General features: G+C 71.0%; 18 protein-coding genes. 7 read left to right on the plus strand and 11 right to left on the minus strand.

Annotated elements, in window-relative coordinates; genetic code table 11:
* Window positions 1-288: 288 nt before the first annotated feature.
* Window positions 289-753, minus strand: a complete 465-nt coding sequence (locus PUR71_RS13790) for a DUF5994 family protein (protein WP_329927261.1) — start codon at window positions 751-753, stop codon at window positions 289-291.
* Window positions 754-1007: 254 nt separating this feature from the next.
* Between PUR71_RS13790 and PUR71_RS13795 the strand changes: the two genes are divergently transcribed.
* The gene (locus PUR71_RS13795; RefSeq protein WP_329927262.1) at window positions 1008-1433 is read left to right on the plus strand and encodes a CBS domain-containing protein; all 426 of its coding nucleotides are present in this window, start codon (window positions 1008-1010) and stop codon (window positions 1431-1433) included.
* Here PUR71_RS13795 and PUR71_RS41270 read toward each other — a convergent pair.
* Together PUR71_RS41270 and PUR71_RS13805 are read right to left on the minus strand one after the other, a co-directional pair.
* Window positions 1370-1687: a type II toxin-antitoxin system YoeB family toxin gene (locus PUR71_RS41270; protein ID WP_443077440.1), complete on the minus strand. Its 318-nt coding sequence runs from the start codon at window positions 1685-1687 to the stop codon at window positions 1370-1372. The two genes, PUR71_RS13795 and PUR71_RS41270, sit on opposite strands and share 64 nt — an antisense overlap.
* A gap of 69 nt (window positions 1688-1756) precedes the next feature.
* Window positions 1757-2173 (minus strand): SRPBCC family protein, encoded by a 417-nt coding sequence (locus tag PUR71_RS13805; protein WP_329927263.1) that lies wholly within the window; start codon window positions 2171-2173, stop codon window positions 1757-1759.
* 285 nt (window positions 2174-2458) lie between these two features.
* On the opposite strand from PUR71_RS13805, the gene PUR71_RS13810 reads away from it, so the two are divergent.
* The 3 genes from PUR71_RS13810 to PUR71_RS13820 all read left to right on the plus strand — a co-directional run bounded on the left by PUR71_RS13810 (window position 2459) and on the right by PUR71_RS13820 (window position 4712).
* Window positions 2459-3286 carry a helix-turn-helix domain-containing protein gene (locus PUR71_RS13810; protein WP_329927264.1) on the plus strand — a complete coding sequence of 276 codons (828 nt, stop codon included), beginning with the start codon at window positions 2459-2461 and terminating at the stop codon, window positions 3284-3286.
* A 626-nt stretch (window positions 3287-3912) separates the two neighbouring features.
* A complete protein-coding gene (locus tag PUR71_RS13815) occupies window positions 3913-4404 on the plus strand; it encodes a DUF5994 family protein (protein WP_329927322.1) in 492 nt (163 codons plus the stop codon).
* Between the two features lie 59 nt (window positions 4405-4463).
* On the plus strand, window positions 4464-4712 hold the full coding sequence (locus PUR71_RS13820) for a hypothetical protein (RefSeq protein WP_329927265.1): 249 nt from the start codon (window positions 4464-4466) through the stop codon (window positions 4710-4712).
* A gap of 55 nt (window positions 4713-4767) precedes the next feature.
* On the opposite strand, the gene PUR71_RS13825 is transcribed toward PUR71_RS13820, so the two are convergent.
* The 6 genes from PUR71_RS13825 to PUR71_RS13850 form a co-directional block, all read right to left on the minus strand.
* Window positions 4768-4935 (minus strand): hypothetical protein, encoded by a 168-nt coding sequence (locus tag PUR71_RS13825; RefSeq protein WP_329927266.1) that lies wholly within the window; start codon window positions 4933-4935, stop codon window positions 4768-4770.
* A gap of 556 nt (window positions 4936-5491) precedes the next feature.
* Window positions 5492-6070 (minus strand): DUF5994 family protein, encoded by a 579-nt coding sequence (locus PUR71_RS13830; protein WP_329927267.1) that lies wholly within the window; start codon window positions 6068-6070, stop codon window positions 5492-5494.
* 831 nt (window positions 6071-6901) lie between these two features.
* On the minus strand, window positions 6902-7273 hold the full coding sequence (locus PUR71_RS13835; RefSeq protein ID WP_329927268.1) for a thiol-disulfide oxidoreductase DCC family protein: 372 nt from the start codon (window positions 7271-7273) through the stop codon (window positions 6902-6904).
* Window positions 7274-7306: 33 nt separating this feature from the next.
* Window positions 7307-8440 carry an HTTM domain-containing protein gene (locus tag PUR71_RS13840; protein WP_329927269.1) on the minus strand — a complete coding sequence of 378 codons (1134 nt, stop codon included), beginning with the start codon at window positions 8438-8440 and terminating at the stop codon, window positions 7307-7309.
* Entirely contained in the window at window positions 8430-9191 is a 762-nt protein-coding gene (locus tag PUR71_RS13845) for a DUF5819 family protein (RefSeq protein WP_329927270.1), read from the minus strand. Before PUR71_RS13845 ends, PUR71_RS13840 begins: the two co-directional genes overlap by 11 nt.
* Before the next feature lie 151 nt (window positions 9192-9342).
* Entirely contained in the window at window positions 9343-10299 is a 957-nt protein-coding gene (locus PUR71_RS13850) for an ice-binding family protein (RefSeq protein ID WP_329927323.1), read from the minus strand.
* Here PUR71_RS13850 and PUR71_RS13855 point away from each other — a divergent pair.
* A complete protein-coding gene (locus PUR71_RS13855; protein ID WP_329927326.1) occupies window positions 10256-10387 on the plus strand; it encodes a hypothetical protein in 132 nt (43 codons plus the stop codon). The genes PUR71_RS13850 and PUR71_RS13855 overlap by 44 nt on opposite strands.
* A 986-nt stretch (window positions 10388-11373) precedes the next feature.
* Here PUR71_RS13855 and PUR71_RS13860 read toward each other — a convergent pair.
* Together PUR71_RS13860 and PUR71_RS13865 are read right to left on the minus strand one after the other, a co-directional pair.
* Window positions 11374-12054 carry a response regulator transcription factor gene (locus tag PUR71_RS13860; protein ID WP_329927324.1) on the minus strand — a complete coding sequence of 227 codons (681 nt, stop codon included), beginning with the start codon at window positions 12052-12054 and terminating at the stop codon, window positions 11374-11376.
* Between the two features lie 23 nt (window positions 12055-12077).
* On the minus strand, window positions 12078-13319 hold the full coding sequence (locus tag PUR71_RS13865) for a sensor histidine kinase (protein ID WP_329927271.1): 1242 nt from the start codon (window positions 13317-13319) through the stop codon (window positions 12078-12080).
* Window positions 13320-13459: 140 nt separating this feature from the next.
* On the opposite strand from PUR71_RS13865, the gene PUR71_RS13870 reads away from it, so the two are divergent.
* Together PUR71_RS13870 and PUR71_RS13875 are read left to right on the plus strand one after the other, a co-directional pair.
* Window positions 13460-14662 (plus strand): serine hydrolase domain-containing protein, encoded by a 1203-nt coding sequence (locus tag PUR71_RS13870; RefSeq protein ID WP_329927272.1) that lies wholly within the window; start codon window positions 13460-13462, stop codon window positions 14660-14662.
* An 80-nt stretch (window positions 14663-14742) separates the two neighbouring features.
* Window positions 14743-15885 (plus strand): serine hydrolase domain-containing protein, encoded by a 1143-nt coding sequence (locus tag PUR71_RS13875; protein WP_329927273.1) that lies wholly within the window; start codon window positions 14743-14745, stop codon window positions 15883-15885.
* Window positions 15886-15951 lie beyond the last annotated feature (66 nt).

The following is a 15951-nucleotide window of genomic DNA, read 5'->3' on the forward strand; positions in this document are numbered from 1 at the left end:
CGGAACGGCACACAGGACACGAGAACGGCGAACGTGAGGAGGTTCAGGCGCGCATGGAAACGGCGCAAGCGCCGCGAGTCCGCCCGTTGGATCTTCGCGCTCGGCCTCGGTCTGCGTCAGGGCGAGGTGCTCGGGCCCCGGTGGAAGGGCGTCGGCATCGCCTGTGGCGTCGCGTGAGCGGGCCCTCGTCCGTGACCTCGTGAGCGGGCCCTCGTCCGTGACCTCTGGACGGACCAGGGCTACGTCTTCACGTCGGAGACCGGCGCGCCGCTCAGCGCTCCGGCACCGTCAGATGCCGGACTGCTCATCGAGCAGGAGTTCTGCCGCCGGGGTGTGGTTCCCGGTCGCTGAGGCTCCCGCCATCGCCGAGGAAGCGTTCTCCGTGGTGGTGCCGGGCGGGACCACCAGGAGGAGGAAGTGGTCCTGGAAACCCCGGGTGACGCTGACCGTCGCGTTACTGCCGGCGAACCAGTTGATCTTGACCATGAGGCCGTTCACCACGAGGGAGCGGGGAACCTCGTCCCAAGCCGGGGTGTCCAGGCCGACCCGGACGATGCGCCCGAGGTGGGCGCCGAGCGCGGTGATCAGGTCCGGCAGTTCGGCGAGGACGTGGTTCGAGCGGGGCCACCATGCGCCGTCGAAGATCCCCTCCCGAGTCATCGTCGGCTCCAGTACCAGGCGCGGCAGCAGCGGAACCGCGGGCACGGACCACGGCCCGGAGGAGGAAGGGGTGGGGAGGGGGATCGGCATCATGCGGGGCCGCCCGTCCGGTCCGCGAAGGACCCATCATGACCCAGGGCGACACCAGCGCGGATGCCGATATCCGGAATGTCCTCGGCTGTCTTCCACGGTACTCCGCGGCGACCTCCCAGGGGCCGTCCGACCGCAGGAGTAGGCTCGAAGACATCCAGGGCATTCCGCATCCCGGTACCCGTTCCGGCTTCGTTCTGGGTGAAGGACGTTCCGGACAGCCTCGCGTGAGCCCGGAGACGGGAACGGTGTCCACCGTGACCACTCATTCCCCGCAGTCGCCACGCCCGGGCCACGGCCTCACGGTCGCCGACGCCATGGCCCCTTGCGACTACCAGATAGCCGACGACCGCACCGTCGACCAGGCCAACGACATCTTCCACAGCGCCCACGTCGAGTACCTGCTCGTGCGTGACCACAACGGCCGGTGCGAAGGACTGGTCACCCGCGCCGGGCTCCACCCGTTCCTGACCCGTTCCTGGGATGCCGAGCGGACCGCGATCAGCGCCACCGCGCACCAGCGCGGCCCGTTCACGTGGCCGACCATGGGGCTGGCGCTGGCCGCGCTCGCGATGCGGATCAAGCACCTGGCGGTCTGGCCCGTCGTCGACGAGGACGGCTACATCCTCGGCGTGCTCACCACGGACCGGGTCGCTGGTCTACTCGCCACCGGGCTGGTCTGAGCCGTGTCTCTCCTGGGCGTGCTCAGCTTGCCGCAGTGGTCACGGCAGGCGATGACGCACAGGGTGTCGGCCTGCCCGTCGAGGACGTCGACGAGGCGGTGCTCCCGGTCGATCCGGCGGGACCAGGCACCGGCGAGCTCGTGCCGCAGGGGCTCGGGTTCGCCGATGCCCTCGTCGGGGCGATCGCCGCCGCGGCGCGGCCGAGCAGACCGATTCCTCGCCGCCCGGACCGAGGCCGAGCGCGAGCACCTCAACCGCCTGCTCCAGCCGGCTCTACGCCGCGCACCTCCCCTCCACCGGCACGGCGTGGGACTCCGAAGTCATCAGGAAGCGGGGGTGGCAGTGGCCTCCAGGGTTCGCCGGATCACCCGGATTCCCTGGTCGATCATTGCGGCGATGGGCTCCGCCAAGCCGTGCGGCTGCAGGTCGGTGATCCAGACGAACCGGCTGCGGCGGCCGGCTTCGGCGAACACCTGCATGGAGGCGTGGTGGTGGACGACGTCCAGGGAGCCGCCCACCAGCGCGTAGGCGATACGCCGGGCGTCGTCATCCAGCGAGACGATGAGCTCGTGCACCACCGTGCCGTCCGCGAACGTCACCACTCGGACGTCGCCTTCGACGCGGGTGTCGGTGACGAAGCCGGGGGCGAGTCGCCGGTGGACCTCACCCCAGTCGCGGATCGCTGCCCAGATCTCTTCGGGGGCGGCGTCGATCGGGACGTCTCGGTGAATGGTTGCCATGGGGGTTCTCCGTAGGTCTCGGGCGGTCAGTTGGCGGCCGTGGCGGTGGGAATCAGGCAGAAGGGGTGGCCCTGGGGGCCGGCGAGCGCGGCCGGGCCGGCGCAGTCGACGACCGCGGTGGTGAGCTGTTCGAGAGCGGGCATGAGCGGTCTCCTGACATCGCGAAATCGTGAACGGCCGGAAGCCCCGAGGGCTTCGGGGAAGAGCCTCGCCCGGCCGCCCCGCCCGGGTCTTGAACATCCTTGCGGGGTGAGGTTGTCGGACCCGCCGCGTACCGTGCGGACCGTGCTCTCCGCCCGACCCATCGCCACCCGGCCCGGCTTCGAGATCAGCGCGGTCGCCTGCCGCAGCGACCACACCCGCTGGTCACCTCCCGAAGTCCGCGGCGACTACCGCGTGGTGCTGGTGCGGCGCGGCCGCTTCCGACGCCAGGCCGCCGGCGCGGCTGTCGACCTCGACACGAGCCTCGCCTACCTCGGCACCCCGGGGGAGGAGGAGAGCTTCGCCCATCCCGCGGGCGGCGACCACTGCACGTCGATCAGCGTGACGCCGACGCTCTGGCGCTCCCTGGCCGGGGACGGGAACGGGCCCTCGGCGGGGACGGTCTACGTCGATCCTCCGCTCGATCTCGCCCACCGGCGCATGCTCGCGGCCGCCCGCTCCGGGGACGTCGACTACGCCGTCACCGAGGAACTGCTGGCCCTGCTCGCGGCCGCTGTCGCCCGTACGGTGCCCGGGCATACGCGCGCGGCCGGGTCCTCGGCCCGCGACCGCGCGCTCGTCGCCGTCGCCCGCGAGGCGATCACCGACGAGCACCCGGCCTCCGCCACCCTCTTCTCCCTCGCCGGCCTGCTCGGTGTCTCGCCCTACCGCCTGAGCCGCGCCTTCCCACGCGAACTCGGCGTCTCGGTGACCCACTACCGCCACCGCGTCCGCATCGGCCGCGCCCTCGACCGCCTGGAGGCCGGCGAGGCCAGCCTCAGTGTCCTCGCCGCCGACCTCGGCTATGCCGATCAGGCCCACCTCACCCGGACCCTCCGCCGGCACCTCGGTCATACCCCGACCGCCCTGCGCCGCCTGTTGGACCCGGCGAACGGGACGCGGCTCAGTTAACGGTCGGACGACGGACCGCAGCGGGCTCGAGATCGAGCTGTCCTGCCGGACCGGGCGCCCAGGCCGGGCAGGCGGTAGTGCGATCACGGGCGGGTGATCGACGCCCTGCTGAAGTCCCGGATTCGGGCGCCATGGGAGGGAGGTCCAGGCCGAGCTCGGCTCGTGGAAAGGCAATTGCAACCAGGAGACGACGAAGGCCCGGGCCGCGTGTGGTCCGGGCCTTCGCGGAGGATACGAGATTCGAACTCGTGAGGGGTCGCCCCCAACACGCTTTCCAACTGTTCGTCCGACTGTCCAGGGACGGCCGGACCGGTTCTGGCCTGCGGTGGAGTAATCCGCCGACAGGGCTCTGAACGGCGCGGACGGAGGTGAATGCGACCAGAACTGCAACCAGAACTGGTCGCATCAGGCCTCCCCCGCGCGGTGGGGACGACGTCTCATTCGCATCACTCCTGGGTGCCGACCTTCCCCCATCGCGGGTGCACGGGCCACGGTGGACGGACCGGCCCGGGGCCGAGCGGGCGGAGTACCGTGGGAATGTCGGAACGGCTCGATCGGTCGGCAGCGACGGAGGACCGCCTTCGCGGTAGCGGACGGGGCGTGTGTCCGCGGATGGGTGGCGTGCCATGTCGGATGAATCCGGTACCTCGCACTACGGCCTTCTTCCGGAGCGGCTGCGGCAGGCCGCGAAGCCGGGGACGGTCCTGCTGCGCCTGGCGACCACACGGTCGCGGGAGGGCGCGCTGGACGGCGCCTGGTGGCCGCGTTCGCGGGATGTCGTCGCTGAACTGCCCGGCCTGGTCAGGGCGTTGACCGAACACCTGGGCCCCGTGGTGAGCGTGGGGCTGGACGCGGACGCCTGGGACGACGTGCCGGCCCGGCTGGTCGTCGACGGGCGGCCGGTGCACATCGACCGATACCCGGTCGGCGACGACACGGTGATCGTCACGCGGGGTGACCGCGATCACTTCAGCCTGCTCGTCGTTCCCCCGCAGGCGGCTCAGGAGGCAGCCCTGGCCGCGATGGCACGTGCGGTCGAGGCCGGTGGAACCGACTCGGCACGGCAGATCCTCGTTTCGACCGGCGTCGGCTCCGCGCCGCCGATCGAAGCGGTTTGAGAGGACCGGCATCGCAGGCCGGCCCCTCGGAAGGAGCAGGAAGAGGCAGGGGCGGTGGGATGTCCGTCTACGTGAAACTCTCGGCCGAGGCCCGGGCGCCGGCGGAGCCGTCGAGTGGGCCGCTGGACCTGCAGTACGAGGACGGCACGGACGACGGCGTCACCTTCGAGTACGACCTGCACCCCAGCGGGGCGCTTCGTGTCCTGCGGGTCTTCGAGGACGCCCCGCACCGGATCGAGGCGTGCTTCAGCCCCGGAGCGTGGCTCCAGGTCGTGGGCACCTATCTGCGAAGCGGCTCCGAGTACTGACAGCAGTCGGCTCCGGGCGGACCGCAGGCCTCGGGCGGGCGCTGGGTTGGGGTGCTCAGCGGCGCGCGGACCGGCCTCCGTGCCGGACCCGAACGGCGGAGAGGACCACCGCGACGATCAGTACAGCGATGCCGATGAACAGCAGGAAGAGCAGGTCCTTCGCGACGACGCCGACCAGCCCGAGCACGATGGCCACGATGATCAGGAAGAACACGAGTGCCATTTCGGTCTCCTTGGTGTCGCTCGGGGCCGCTGACGGGTGTGCGGCCCAACAGGACCCCTCCTGCGTATTGGCGGGTGCGGCGGGGGCAAACCTCGTGGCCGCAGCCTGTTGGGGTGATCTTCCGCCGGTCCGACCCCCGGCCGGGCCGGTGTGTCCGGCGGGCCGGTCGCAGCAGGCGACGTCTCCCGGTCGCGGTTGGTCCGCCCCGCCCCTACCGTCATTCCCGGGGACGGGATCGGCGGCGCGGGAGGCCAGGATGCGGCACTACCGATGGGTCTTGGAGACCCAGGACGATGACGGCCACTGGTCCCGGCAGGGCGGCGCTCCGATGAGGAATCCGCTGGAGTACGACGGGCCGCCCCAGCGAGCGGCCAATCACCTGCGGGAGGTGTTCGTGCGCACGCTCGCGCAACCTGCTCCCGGCCCCCGGGCGGTCAGGATCCGCCTCTGGGAAGGGGAGAGCGCCGCCGGCCCACCCCAGGCCGAGGCCGAGTGGTCACGCGAGTGACGCCCCCGGCCCGCGGCGGGCGCGGGCCGGGGGCCGCCGTCCTCACTACTACGCGGGTACCGGCCAGGAGGCTGCCCGGTCGCGGGCGACATCCGCCCGTCGTCCGGCCTCACCGGCCTCGTCGGAGGGGGCGACGGCAGACGGCAGGAAGTCGGAACGGGACGTCGGCCCTGCCGCACCACCACTCGTCTGCGCGGCGAGCAGGGCGCTCGCGGGCCCGGTGTTCGCCGGGTCGGCTGCCGCGGCCATCAGCCGGGCGGCATCGGTGGCATCCGTCTCCGGCGGGACGACCAGCAGGGTCAGTCTGCGCGGTGCGTACGAGAACACCGCGATCGTGTGCTCGTCCTGCTCGGTGGTGAACCAGCCGGCGTGGACGATGTGCCCGGTGACCGGGATGCGGCGGGGGATGACCGGCCACTGCGCGGGGTTCACGGTGATCCGGGTGACCCTGCCCCACGGCCCGTCGAGTGCGGCGGCCAAAGAGGGGACTTCGAGAAGGAGATCACGCGAGCGGGGCCACCAGGCTCCGTCCAGACGGCCGCGCCGCACATCGCTGGGAGTGAGGGAGAGCCGTGTGGCGGGTTCCGGGGCGGTGAGCGTCGTCGCACGATCGAGCGTCGTGGTCATGATCGAGACCTGTCTCCGGGCTCGGCCAGAGAGGTCGGGTCCGGCATTGCCATTCGCCGGAGACGACGCCAGTATCCGCTGCCGGCATGCGAAGTGCCTTCGGTGATACCCAGGCTACTCTCGGTCCGGCCCGGACCCGCCATGTTCGCAGCGGCAGCTTTCGCGGTCCGGCCTTCGGACAGGGGCCGCGCAACCGAAACCGCAACCACGAGACGACGAAGGCCCGGTGGCGGTCTCGCCGGAGTCGTTGCCACGCGTGGTCGGTTGTGCGGGCCGTGAGGAGTTCGGCCAGGGACTCGGCAGGGCTTACCAGCCGAGCGTCTTGCGTGGGGCGGCGGTTGCGCTGGTCGGCGACGGTGGCCAGGTGGCGGGGGTTTGGACGGACAGGTCGAGTGCTTGCGGGGGGCGCGTCCGCTCCGTAGGGCGACGGCCAGTTCGTGCCGCAACTTCCGTCGCCCTTGAACGTAGCGCGACGGGCGGGGTGCGCTGCGGCCGGGCTCGGTGGTGATCCCCGCACGGTGGCCGCCTTCTGCCGCCGGTCGGCGCTGCGGCCGTTGCTCCCCCCCTTGGCAGCTCGGAAGGTCTCCTCGACGGTCCGGCGGCGTCCGGTCACCCTGACAGCTTGGTGAGCGGGAGCGGGCGGGGCGAGTAGCAGTGCCGGAAGACGGGTTCACCGGGGCACCGGTTGCGTCGGACGAGCAGCCACCCGTGGCCGGGGGTGCCCGGGTGGGCTGTCGATGTCGACCTGGGCCCACTCGGGGAGCGCCGGCCCGTGGCCCCGATGCCCATCTCAGGCCCAGGCGCCCTTGTCGGGTCCAGCACACTGGCTGCTCAGAGCGTGCATGTGCGCTCCCAGGGCCCCGGGATCCGATGCCGGTTCCTGGCGACGAGCCAGTAGGCTCCAGCTGCCATCCGGGTGACTCCGGGCAGCGACAGCAGGCGCCCGGCGGCACGGGCGCCGGCGTTGCCGGTCCGGGCCCAGGCTGCGAAGGCGGCGGCGCCGCCGTGGCATTGGTCGCCCTGGACGAACCACATCCGGGTCCTGGCCTGGTCCTCGGTCAGCCCGTAGGTCGTCAGATCGGCGCCTTGCCAGGGTTGGACCACGCCGGCCAGGGCCAGGCGCGGCACGAGGAAGCGGATGACCGCGCGACAGAAGCCGCAGCTCCCGTCGTAGACGATCACTGGCGACACGGTGACGGGCATGCTCCGCCGTCCTTGTCTTGAGGGGCTGGCCTTTCAGCCGGCCGATCCGGTCTGTGGCGGTGCGGGCGAAGCTTCTGCCGTCGACAACGTCCCCACCCTGCCTCCGGTTTGTTCGCCGGTGCGCCGGCACGCGTGTCCCACGAACGTCCAGAATCGGTCCGGCAGGAACACGGCATCCGCAATGATCATTGCTCCGGAGAAGACCGGGAGTCCCAGGAGAACCGCGATGCCCACGTGCATGCCGAGGAGCAGGGCGAGCACGAGGTACTTGTACCTGCCGAACAGGACGAACGGAAATGCCACTTGCAGGAGCACGGTCGCATAGCTCGCGACGGCGACCAGCATCGGACGGCTGTCCACCAGGAGCGACAGAGCGGGCCACGGCCGGAACAGGTCGAGGTTCAGGACGTAGTGCAGGGCGGTTCCACTTCCCCAGGAGCCGCCCTGCACCTTGTACAGCCCTGCGGATCCGTAGAGGAAGCAGACCTGAGCCGCGATGACGAACATGCCGCAGTTGTGCAGCACCGTCGTCAAGAGCTGGCGTGCGTACCCGAGGTGTCCCACCGGGTCGCGCGGACCGCGGCTTCCTGCCGGTCGTTCGGCCTTGCCCGCGGATGATCGGATCCGGGCTCTGCGCGCATCGAGGGACCACCGACGGCCGCACGCGGTGAAAGGCAGGTACAGGGCCATCAGCAGGATGAGGTTGTCGCCTCCGTCCGTCATGAAGATGGCCTTGGCGTGGAAGGAGGCGACCACGAACGCGAACAGGACGGACACGGCCCGGGTGTGCCAGCCGAGCACGAACAGCACGGAGGCGATCAGAGCCAGTGCGTAGCAGGCCTCGAAGTACGCCTGGCTGTCGGACAGGGTCAGGATGCTGGACCAGTCCGTCTGGTGGAACAGCTCGGAGGCCAGCGCGGGCGTCCACGGTGAGCCAGGACCCCAGATCTCGTTGCGGTGCGGGAACTCCCTCAGCAGGAGGGCGAGGTAGAGCAGCCCGTACCCGATGCGCAGCACCGCCGCTGCGTAGAGGGAGACCGGCGGCCTGGTCAGGACGGTGCGCGGCGCTCCGAGGCCATCGAGCAGCCGCTGCGCGTGCGCGGCCGCGGCTTGTGCGGCCGGCTGGTGCGGTGCGGGGGCCACGCGGGGTGCCTGCTCAGTTTCCATCGGATGCCACCTTCCACCAGGGCAGGTACCTGGTCTGGGCCGGTGTGTTCGGACGGCGGCCGGCTGATGTGCCGGCGGCGATCGGCCGTGTGATCACCCGCAACTGGATGTCCTCGAATGCGTTGTGCCGGTCGGCGGATACACGGTTCACTGCGATGTTGCGCAGGTACTTCTGCAGCATCAGGGCTCGTTCTGACTTCGATTGGTCGTCGTTCCCGTGTGATGCGGCGTAGGCGTCCCAGGCGCGGCGCAGCATGTTCTGGGAGGTGTGGCTCGGGAAAGCGTTGTGGTTGATGGCGGCGTCGTCGACGGCGGTCAGGTCGAACCAGTCGCTGACCTCGCGGCTGCCCTCGGGAGAGGTGTGGAGGGTCCTCGCGGAAATCTGCTGGGTGACCGATTGCGGGTCCGGGGCGAAGAGTCGCCAGTTCTGCTCGAACAGCGGGTGGATCCAGGCGTTGATCTGCTTGCGGTAGCGCTGCGACACTTCGTTCGGAGGGGCGACGTACAGAAACACCATGACCACGTGGACAAGAGCGACCGCCATACACAGGGCCGCAGCGATGCCCACGGACGCCCGCAGTGGGCGCGGCAGATCTGCAAAGCCGGGGGGCCCGCCGAATTCCCCGGCCGAAGGCGGCACGTGCGGCACCCTGTCGGCGGTGACCGGGTCGTGGACCGGTCCCGAGAACGGGACCTCCACATCCTGCGGGCAGACGGCGCCGGCCAAGGTGTCGCGCCCAGTCGTTTCCATCGTCGTTGCTCCCCTCGCACAGTGGCCGCTGTGATCTTCTGAATGCCTGCCCGGTGCCGCCCCCAAGCGGCACGCGACGATCTGCACGAGATTCGTCGTGTGCCGCTGGAGGCCACCCTTCACCGAGCGGACGACCGCCTCGCAGTCACCGTCACGGGCACGGCTCCGGCGGGCACGGCTCGGGCGGGCACGGCTCGGGCGGGCATTCCCCGCCGGTCGTGCCGCCGGTGGTCCCGCCGGTCGTGCCGCCGGTCGTGCCGCCGGTCGTGCCGCCGGTCGTGCCGCCGGTCGTGCCGCCGGTGGTCCCGCCGGTCGTGCCGCCGGTGGTCCCGCCGGTGGTCCCGCCGGTCGTGCCGCCGGTGGTCCCGCCGGTCGTGCCGCCGGTGGTCCCGCCGGTGGTCCCGCCGGTCGTGCCGCCGGTGGTCCCGCCCGTGGTACCACCGGTCGTCCCGCCGGCACACGTCTCACGGGTGATCGTGTTGGTGTCCAGCGTCACCGACCCGTTCCGGGCCAGGGCCCGACCGTCGATGGTCGTCCCCGTGGTCACGGTGATCGACGTGAGGGCCAGGATGTTGCCCACGAAGGTGGAGTTGGTGCCGAGCGTGGCGGAGCTTCCGATCTGCCAGAACACATTGCAGGGTGCAGCACCATTGATCAGGTTCACCCGGCTGGCGGAAGCGGTCGTCAGGGTCGATCCGACCTGGAACACCCAGACGGCGTTCGGGTCCCCACCCGCGTCCAGGGTGAGCGTTCCGGTGAGCCCGATGGAGGAGGAGGCGTTGTAGACGCCCGGGACCAGCGTCAGGCCGCCGAGGTCTCCCGGCGAGGTGAGGCTGGCGTCCTTGGGCTGGCTGGCGGCGTTGTTGTAGGCCACGGTCAGGTCGCTCTGGGCCTGCAGGGCGACCGCATCCGCCGAGTGGATGGTTCCGTTCACCATGCCGGGCGGAAACCCGCTGATGGCCGTCCCGGGACTCACCCCGAGGTCTCCGGTGATCACGGAAGGACCGGTGTTGCTGACCGACTGACCGCCCAGGACCGCGAAACTGCTCGCCGTGCCGAGGGAAATGGGTGAAGCGACGGCGAGTGCCCGTGCGGGCGTCAACGCCACGGCGGCGCCGGCGACCAGCGCCACCGCCGCGATCCATCCGGACAACATCCGCCAGTACGGCGAACTGGAGAAGTTCAGTCTCATCTGAGCCCAATCTCTCGTTGAAACACGTGACGGGCACTGGTGCCCTACGCGATCGCGCAGACAGGCTTCTGATCCGGAGACATCGGTAGGATCCCGTAGGTCCTGAGGCCCTGTTCGGCGATCGCCTAGCAAGAGAGTGGACCGCAGGATCCCGGCGTTGAACGTTAGGACGCGATCCACCCCGTGGACTTCAGTTGAATGGCAGAAGACGGGGCCATACTTTGCCCTGGTGGGCGAGGCAGGGGATATGAGATGAAATCGTGATGGGTTGTGCCCAACACGCTTTCCAGTCCTCCCGAACGGTGTCCGCTGGGGTTCACACCCGTCCCGTCCTGACTTGCAGCGGAGCGGACCGCTTGGTGGAGGGTGAACCCGACCGGACGGGGGTGAACGAGACGAAAACCGAGACCAGCCCCGGGCCTCACGGCCAGGCGCCGACCGTCGTCGGCCCGGGCGCGTTTCGCCTCTTCGGGGACGTCGTCGCTGCGATCGAGCGCAGGATGACGTTGTTGAACAGCAGGGGCCAGAAGGGGATTTCGGTCCGGTCCGCGCTCGTCGTGGGCAACGCCACCGGGCAACCGTATAGGGCCGGATCGCTCTGTCGAGCCGGCGTTGACAGGCCGGTGCCGCAGCGAGGTAGGGGCTGCGTGCTGCAGCCTGGGCGAGAAGCCGGCTGAGGCGAGAACTGCAACCAAAACTGCAACCACAAACGAGGAAGGACCCGACCGCATAACGGTCGGGTCCTTCGTCTGCCCAGGTGGGCGGAGGCGGAGGATGCGAGATTCGAACTCGTGAGGGGTTGCCCCCAACACGCTTTCCACCTGTCCGTCCGGCCGTTCGGCGGCGGTCGTGAGCGTCCTCACCTGCGGCGGAGCGGCTGGCTGGATCGGCTCCGAACGGTGCTGGACGGGGGTGAACGCGACCAGAACTGCAACCGATGCGTAGCCGGGATCGCGTTGAGCTGTCTCGGTTGGGTGCCGTTCGGATTGGTCAGCCGGCGAAGCCCGGAACCACCAGGCCGGATTCGTACGCGATCACCACCGCGTGGGTCCGGTTCTGCGCGCCGAGCTTGGTCAGCACGTTTCCGACGTGGGTCTTGACCGTCTCCAGGCTCACCGTGAGGGACTCCGCGATCTCCGGATTGGAGAGGCCGGTGGCCATCAACCGCAGCACCTCCTCCTCTCGGCCGGTCAGGGCGGCCTGCGGCAGGGCCTCGGCGGAGCCCAGCGGGCGGGCGGCGACCATGCGGCCCAGTGCGGCCGGGAAGAGGACCGCTTCGCCCGCCGCCACCACCCGGACCGCCTCGGCGATCTGGCGGACCGGAAGCCGCTTGAGGACGAAGCCGCTGGCGCCCGCGCTGAGGGCGGCGGTGACGTAGCCGTCGTTCTCGAAGGTGGTGATCACCACGACCTTCGGCGGGTCGGCCGCTTCGGCCAGCAGGTGGCGGGTGGCCTCGATCCCGTTGCGACGCGGCATCCGGACGTCCATCAGGACCACGTCCGGCCGCAGGCTCCGTGCCCGTTCGACCGCCTCGACGCCGTCGGCGGCCACGCCGACCACCGTGATCCCCGGCTGTGCGGCGAGCAGCATGCGCAGGCCGCTGCGGGTCACTTCGTCGTCGTCCGCGATCAGGAGGGTGACGGTGGGGCTGGTGGCGGCGGGGAGGGCCATGCCTTCGCCCGCCTCGGATCCACTCACGCCGAGACCCGTACCGGCAGCCGGACGGCCAGCCGCCAGTGCTGCGTCCCGTCCGGGCCGGCCCGGAACTCACCGTGCAGCAGCCGGACGCGCTCGGCCAGTCCGGGCAGACCGTGGCCGGAGGTCGGGAAGGCACCCGGGCCCGGGCCCGTCCGTGCCCCGGTCCGGTTGACCACCGTGAGATCCAGTCCGTCCGGCCCGGCCGCCACCCGGACTTCGATCGGGCCGCCCGCCCCGTGGCGCAGCGCGTTCGTCAGCCCCTCCTGGAGGATCCGGTACGCCGCCCGGGAGAGCGTCCCCTGCACCTGCGCCAGCTCGCCCGACAGGGCCGGTTCCACCACCGCCCCCGCGTGCCGCAGACGGTCCAGCAGCTCGGGGAGGTCGGCCAGGGTCCGGGTCGGCGCTGTTCCTGACTGTTCCTCACGCAGCACGCCGAGCACGTAGTCCAGGTCCTCCAGTGCGGCCCGGGTCGATTCCTCGATGCTGCGCATGGCAGCCCGCGCCGCCGCCGGGTCGGCGGAGAGCACCTCGCCCGCCACCGCCGCCTGGATGGTGGCCGCCGTCAGCGTGTGCCCGATCGAGTCGTGCAACTCGTGAGCGATCCGGTTGCGTTCGGCCAGCAGCAGCTCCCGCTCGGCAGCCAGCGCGAGCCGCTCGGCCGCCGACGGGCCCAACAACCGCGGCGCCGACCACCGCAGGGCCTTCGTCACCAGTACGCAGACGGCCACCGCCAACAGGATGCACACGGCCGCCACCACCCAGCTCCACCCGCCCGACACCCGGACCGACGTGCCGAACAGACTCACCCGAGCTTCGCCGCCGAGCCAGTTCCCCGGCAGGGAGAGGCCCATGATGAACAGCACCCCGCTCGCCAGTGCCCCCGTCCACCCGACGGCCACGTGCAGCACCAGCCAGATCGGGGTCCGCCAGCGGTCGAGGCCGTGTGAACCAGAGGTCCGGCGACCGGCCACCGGATTCGGCAGCGACACCCGCAGTAGCCGGCGGGCGGACACGACCAGCGCCCGCCGTACGGGGCCCGCCAGTCCGACCATGCCGACCAGCACCGCCCAGACCAGCAGCACCAGGACGATCTGCATGCTCTCGGGAGCGGATCGCCACGACAGTGCCGGCAACAGGGCGAAAGGGAGCAGCGGAAGGCTCGCCAGCGCGCCGCAATAGGCGAACAGCACACCCGAATACGTGGAGCCGCGCAGCAGCGGCCGGATTCCCCTGATCATGGTCGCCAGTATCGTCGGGCAGCCCACCGGCAGCCTCCCCCGATCGGGGGAGCGATTTCTCCCGCCTTCCCGCGATGCGGGCAGAGGGCCCTGGAAACCAGGATCGTGCCCAGACCAAACGATTCCCCAGGAGATGACTGATGCGTACTCAGACCCGGCAGGGCCTTCGTTCCTCGACCCGGCAGCAGGACGGCAGGCGGCGACGAACCGTGTCGGCCGCCGCCGCGCTGGCCATCGGCGTCATGACGCTGGGCGCCCTCGCCCCGCCCGCCGCCTCGGCCTCCGGTTCCGCAGCCGCCTCCGCTGCCGCCGCCGCCAGGCCTGATGCCGTCCAGCAAGCCCTGAACACGCTGGTGCGCGACGACGGGATGCCCGCCGCGCTGGCGAGCGTCCAGGACCGGAACGGCCGCACCCGGACCTACGCCGCAGGAGTCGGCGACCTGACCACCGGCTCGAAGGTGCCCAGTGACGGCCAGGTACGGATCGGCAGCAACACCAAGGCGTTCACGGCGGTCGTGGTCCTGCAACTGGTCGGCGAAGGAAAGATCGGCCTCGACGCCACCGTCGACACCTACCTGCCCGGCCTCGTCCGCGGCGAGGGGATCGACGGGCGCCGCATCACCGTCCGCCAGCTCCTCCAGCACACCAGCGGACTCCCCGACTACGGCATCCACCTCGACGACGACGAGATCAGGAACCGGTACTTCGAGCCCCGCGAGCTGCTCGACATCGCCCTCCGTTACAAGGCCGACGCGGCTCCGGGAGCGAAGTGGGGGTACAGCAACACCAACTACGTCCTGGCCGGCCTGATCGTCCAGAAGGTCACCGGCCGCCCCCTCGCCGAGGAGATGGACCGGCGCATCATCAAGCGGATCGGGCTGCGCCACACCTACTTCCCCGCCCCCGGCGAGACGACCATCCGAGAGCCGCACCCCCAGGGCTACCACCGCAACCCGGCGGACGGACCGCTGCGCGACTTCACGGAGCTGGACCCCTCCGCAGGCTGGGCCGCAGGCCAGTTGATCTCCACCAACTCCGACCTCAACAGCTTCTTCACCGCGCTCCTCGCCGGCCGCCTCCTCCCGGCGGCCCAGCTCGCCGAGATGCGCACGACCGTCCCCGCCGGGGCCTCAGGCCTCCGCTACGGGCTGGGGCTGACGAGCAGGCCGCTGTCCTGTGGCGGCGTCTACTGGGGCCACGGCGGCGACATCGCGGGGTACGAGACCCGGGGCGGTGTCACCGACGACGGCCGCGCCGCCAACGTCGCGGTCACCACCATCCCGACGGACGAGGCGGCCACGCAGCACGTGAAGGACGCCGTGGACAGGGCCTTGTGCGGCTGAGGCACGACCCCTGCCCGGGCCTGGCTCGCCGGGCCCGGGCGACCCGAACGACGATCCAGCAATTCCCCAGGAGTTGACTCATGCGTGGACAGGCACGGCAAGGACTTCGGCGGCGACGGGCCCTGTCGGCCGCCGCCGCGCTGGCCATCGGCGTCATGACGCCGGGCGTCCTGTCGGCGCCCCAGGCCTTGGCCGCCAGGCAGGATTCCGTCCAGCGGAGCCTGAACGCGCTGGTGCGCGACGACGGGATGCCTGCCGCGCTGGCGAGCGTCCAGGACCGGAACGGCCGCACCCGGACCTACACCGCAGGAGTCGCAGACCTGGCCACCGGCGCACCGGTACCCGTCGACGGGCAGGTGCGGATCGGCAGCAACACCAAGACGTTCGTCGCCGTCGTCGTCCTCCAGCTCGTCGCGGAGCGGAGGGTGGACCTGGAGGCCTGCGTCGACACCTACCTGCCCGGCCTCGTCCGAGGGGAGGGGATCGACGGGCGCCGCATCACCGTCCGCCATCTCCTCCAGCAGACCAGCGGACTCCCCAACTACAGCGACTACCTCGGGGACGACGTCCGGTACTACGCCCCCCGCGAACTGCTCGCTACAGCCCTCCGGCACCCGGCCGACTTCGCCCCCGGGACGAGTTGGAAGTACAGCAACACCAACTACGTGCTGGCCGGACTGATCGTCCAGAAGGTCACCGGCCGTCCCCTGGCCGAGGAGATCGACCGGCGCGTCGTCCGACCAGCCGGGCTGCGCCACACCTACTTCCCCGCTCCCGGTGACGCGAGCATCCGGGAGCCCCACCCCCATGGCTACTACCGGGAATCGGCGGACACGCCGCTGCGCGACATCACGGAGATCGACCCCTCCTGGGGCTGGGCGGCAGGCCAGCTGGTCTCCACCGGCACCGACCTCAACCGTTTCTTCAGCGCACTCCTGGCCGGCCGCCTCCTGCCCTCGGCCCAGCTCGCCCAGATGCGCTCCACCGTCCCCGCCGAAGCGACCTTCGGCCCCGGCGCCCGCTACGGACTTGGACTCGTCAGCCGGCCGCTGCCGTGCGGCGGCCTCTCCTGGGGCCACGGCGGAAGCTTCCCTGGGTATGAGACCCGGGGCGGCGCCACCGACGACGGCCGCGCCGCCAACGTCGCGGTCACGATGCAGGTCACCGACGAGGCGGGCCGGAGGAATCTCGAACGCGCCGTGGACACCGCCCTGTGCCGCTGAACCCGCCGAGGGCGTTCCGTGGTCGGCCCCGTCGTGATCCTGCTCATCGGGATGCTCGCCTGCAAA

The sequence above is a fragment of the Streptomyces sp. SP17BM10 genome, assembly GCF_036322405.1.
Taxonomy (GTDB): domain Bacteria; phylum Actinomycetota; class Actinomycetes; order Streptomycetales; family Streptomycetaceae; genus Kitasatospora.

Bases quoted from the DNA above. Each gene is read 5' to 3' on its own strand.
- PUR71_RS13790 (WP_329927261.1), bottom strand. From the start codon at position 753: ATGATGCCGATCCCCCTCCCCACCCCTTCCTCCTCCGGGCCGTGGTCC.
- PUR71_RS13805 (WP_329927263.1), bottom strand. From the start codon at position 2,173: ATGGCAACCATTCACCGAGACGTCCCGATCGACGCCGCCCCCGAAGAG.
- PUR71_RS13815 (WP_329927322.1), top strand. From the start codon at position 3,913: ATGTCGGATGAATCCGGTACCTCGCACTACGGCCTTCTTCCGGAGCGG.
- PUR71_RS13820 (WP_329927265.1), top strand. From the start codon at position 4,464: ATGTCCGTCTACGTGAAACTCTCGGCCGAGGCCCGGGCGCCGGCGGAG.
- PUR71_RS13825 (WP_329927266.1), bottom strand. From the start codon at position 4,935: ATGGCACTCGTGTTCTTCCTGATCATCGTGGCCATCGTGCTCGGGCTG.
- PUR71_RS13830 (WP_329927267.1), bottom strand. From the start codon at position 6,070: ATGACCACGACGCTCGATCGTGCGACGACGCTCACCGCCCCGGAACCC.
- PUR71_RS13835 (WP_329927268.1), bottom strand. From the start codon at position 7,273: ATGCCCGTCACCGTGTCGCCAGTGATCGTCTACGACGGGAGCTGCGGC.
- PUR71_RS13840 (WP_329927269.1), bottom strand. From the start codon at position 8,440: ATGGAAACTGAGCAGGCACCCCGCGTGGCCCCCGCACCGCACCAGCCG.
- PUR71_RS13845 (WP_329927270.1), bottom strand. From the start codon at position 9,191: ATGGAAACGACTGGGCGCGACACCTTGGCCGGCGCCGTCTGCCCGCAG.
- PUR71_RS13855 (WP_329927326.1), top strand. From the start codon at position 10,256: ATGGGTGAAGCGACGGCGAGTGCCCGTGCGGGCGTCAACGCCACGGCG.
- PUR71_RS13860 (WP_329927324.1), bottom strand. From the start codon at position 12,054: ATGGCCCTCCCCGCCGCCACCAGCCCCACCGTCACCCTCCTGATCGCG.
- PUR71_RS13865 (WP_329927271.1), bottom strand. From the start codon at position 13,319: ATGATCAGGGGAATCCGGCCGCTGCTGCGCGGCTCCACGTATTCGGGT.
- PUR71_RS13870 (WP_329927272.1), top strand. From the start codon at position 13,460: ATGCGTACTCAGACCCGGCAGGGCCTTCGTTCCTCGACCCGGCAGCAG.
- PUR71_RS13875 (WP_329927273.1), top strand. From the start codon at position 14,743: ATGCGTGGACAGGCACGGCAAGGACTTCGGCGGCGACGGGCCCTGTCG.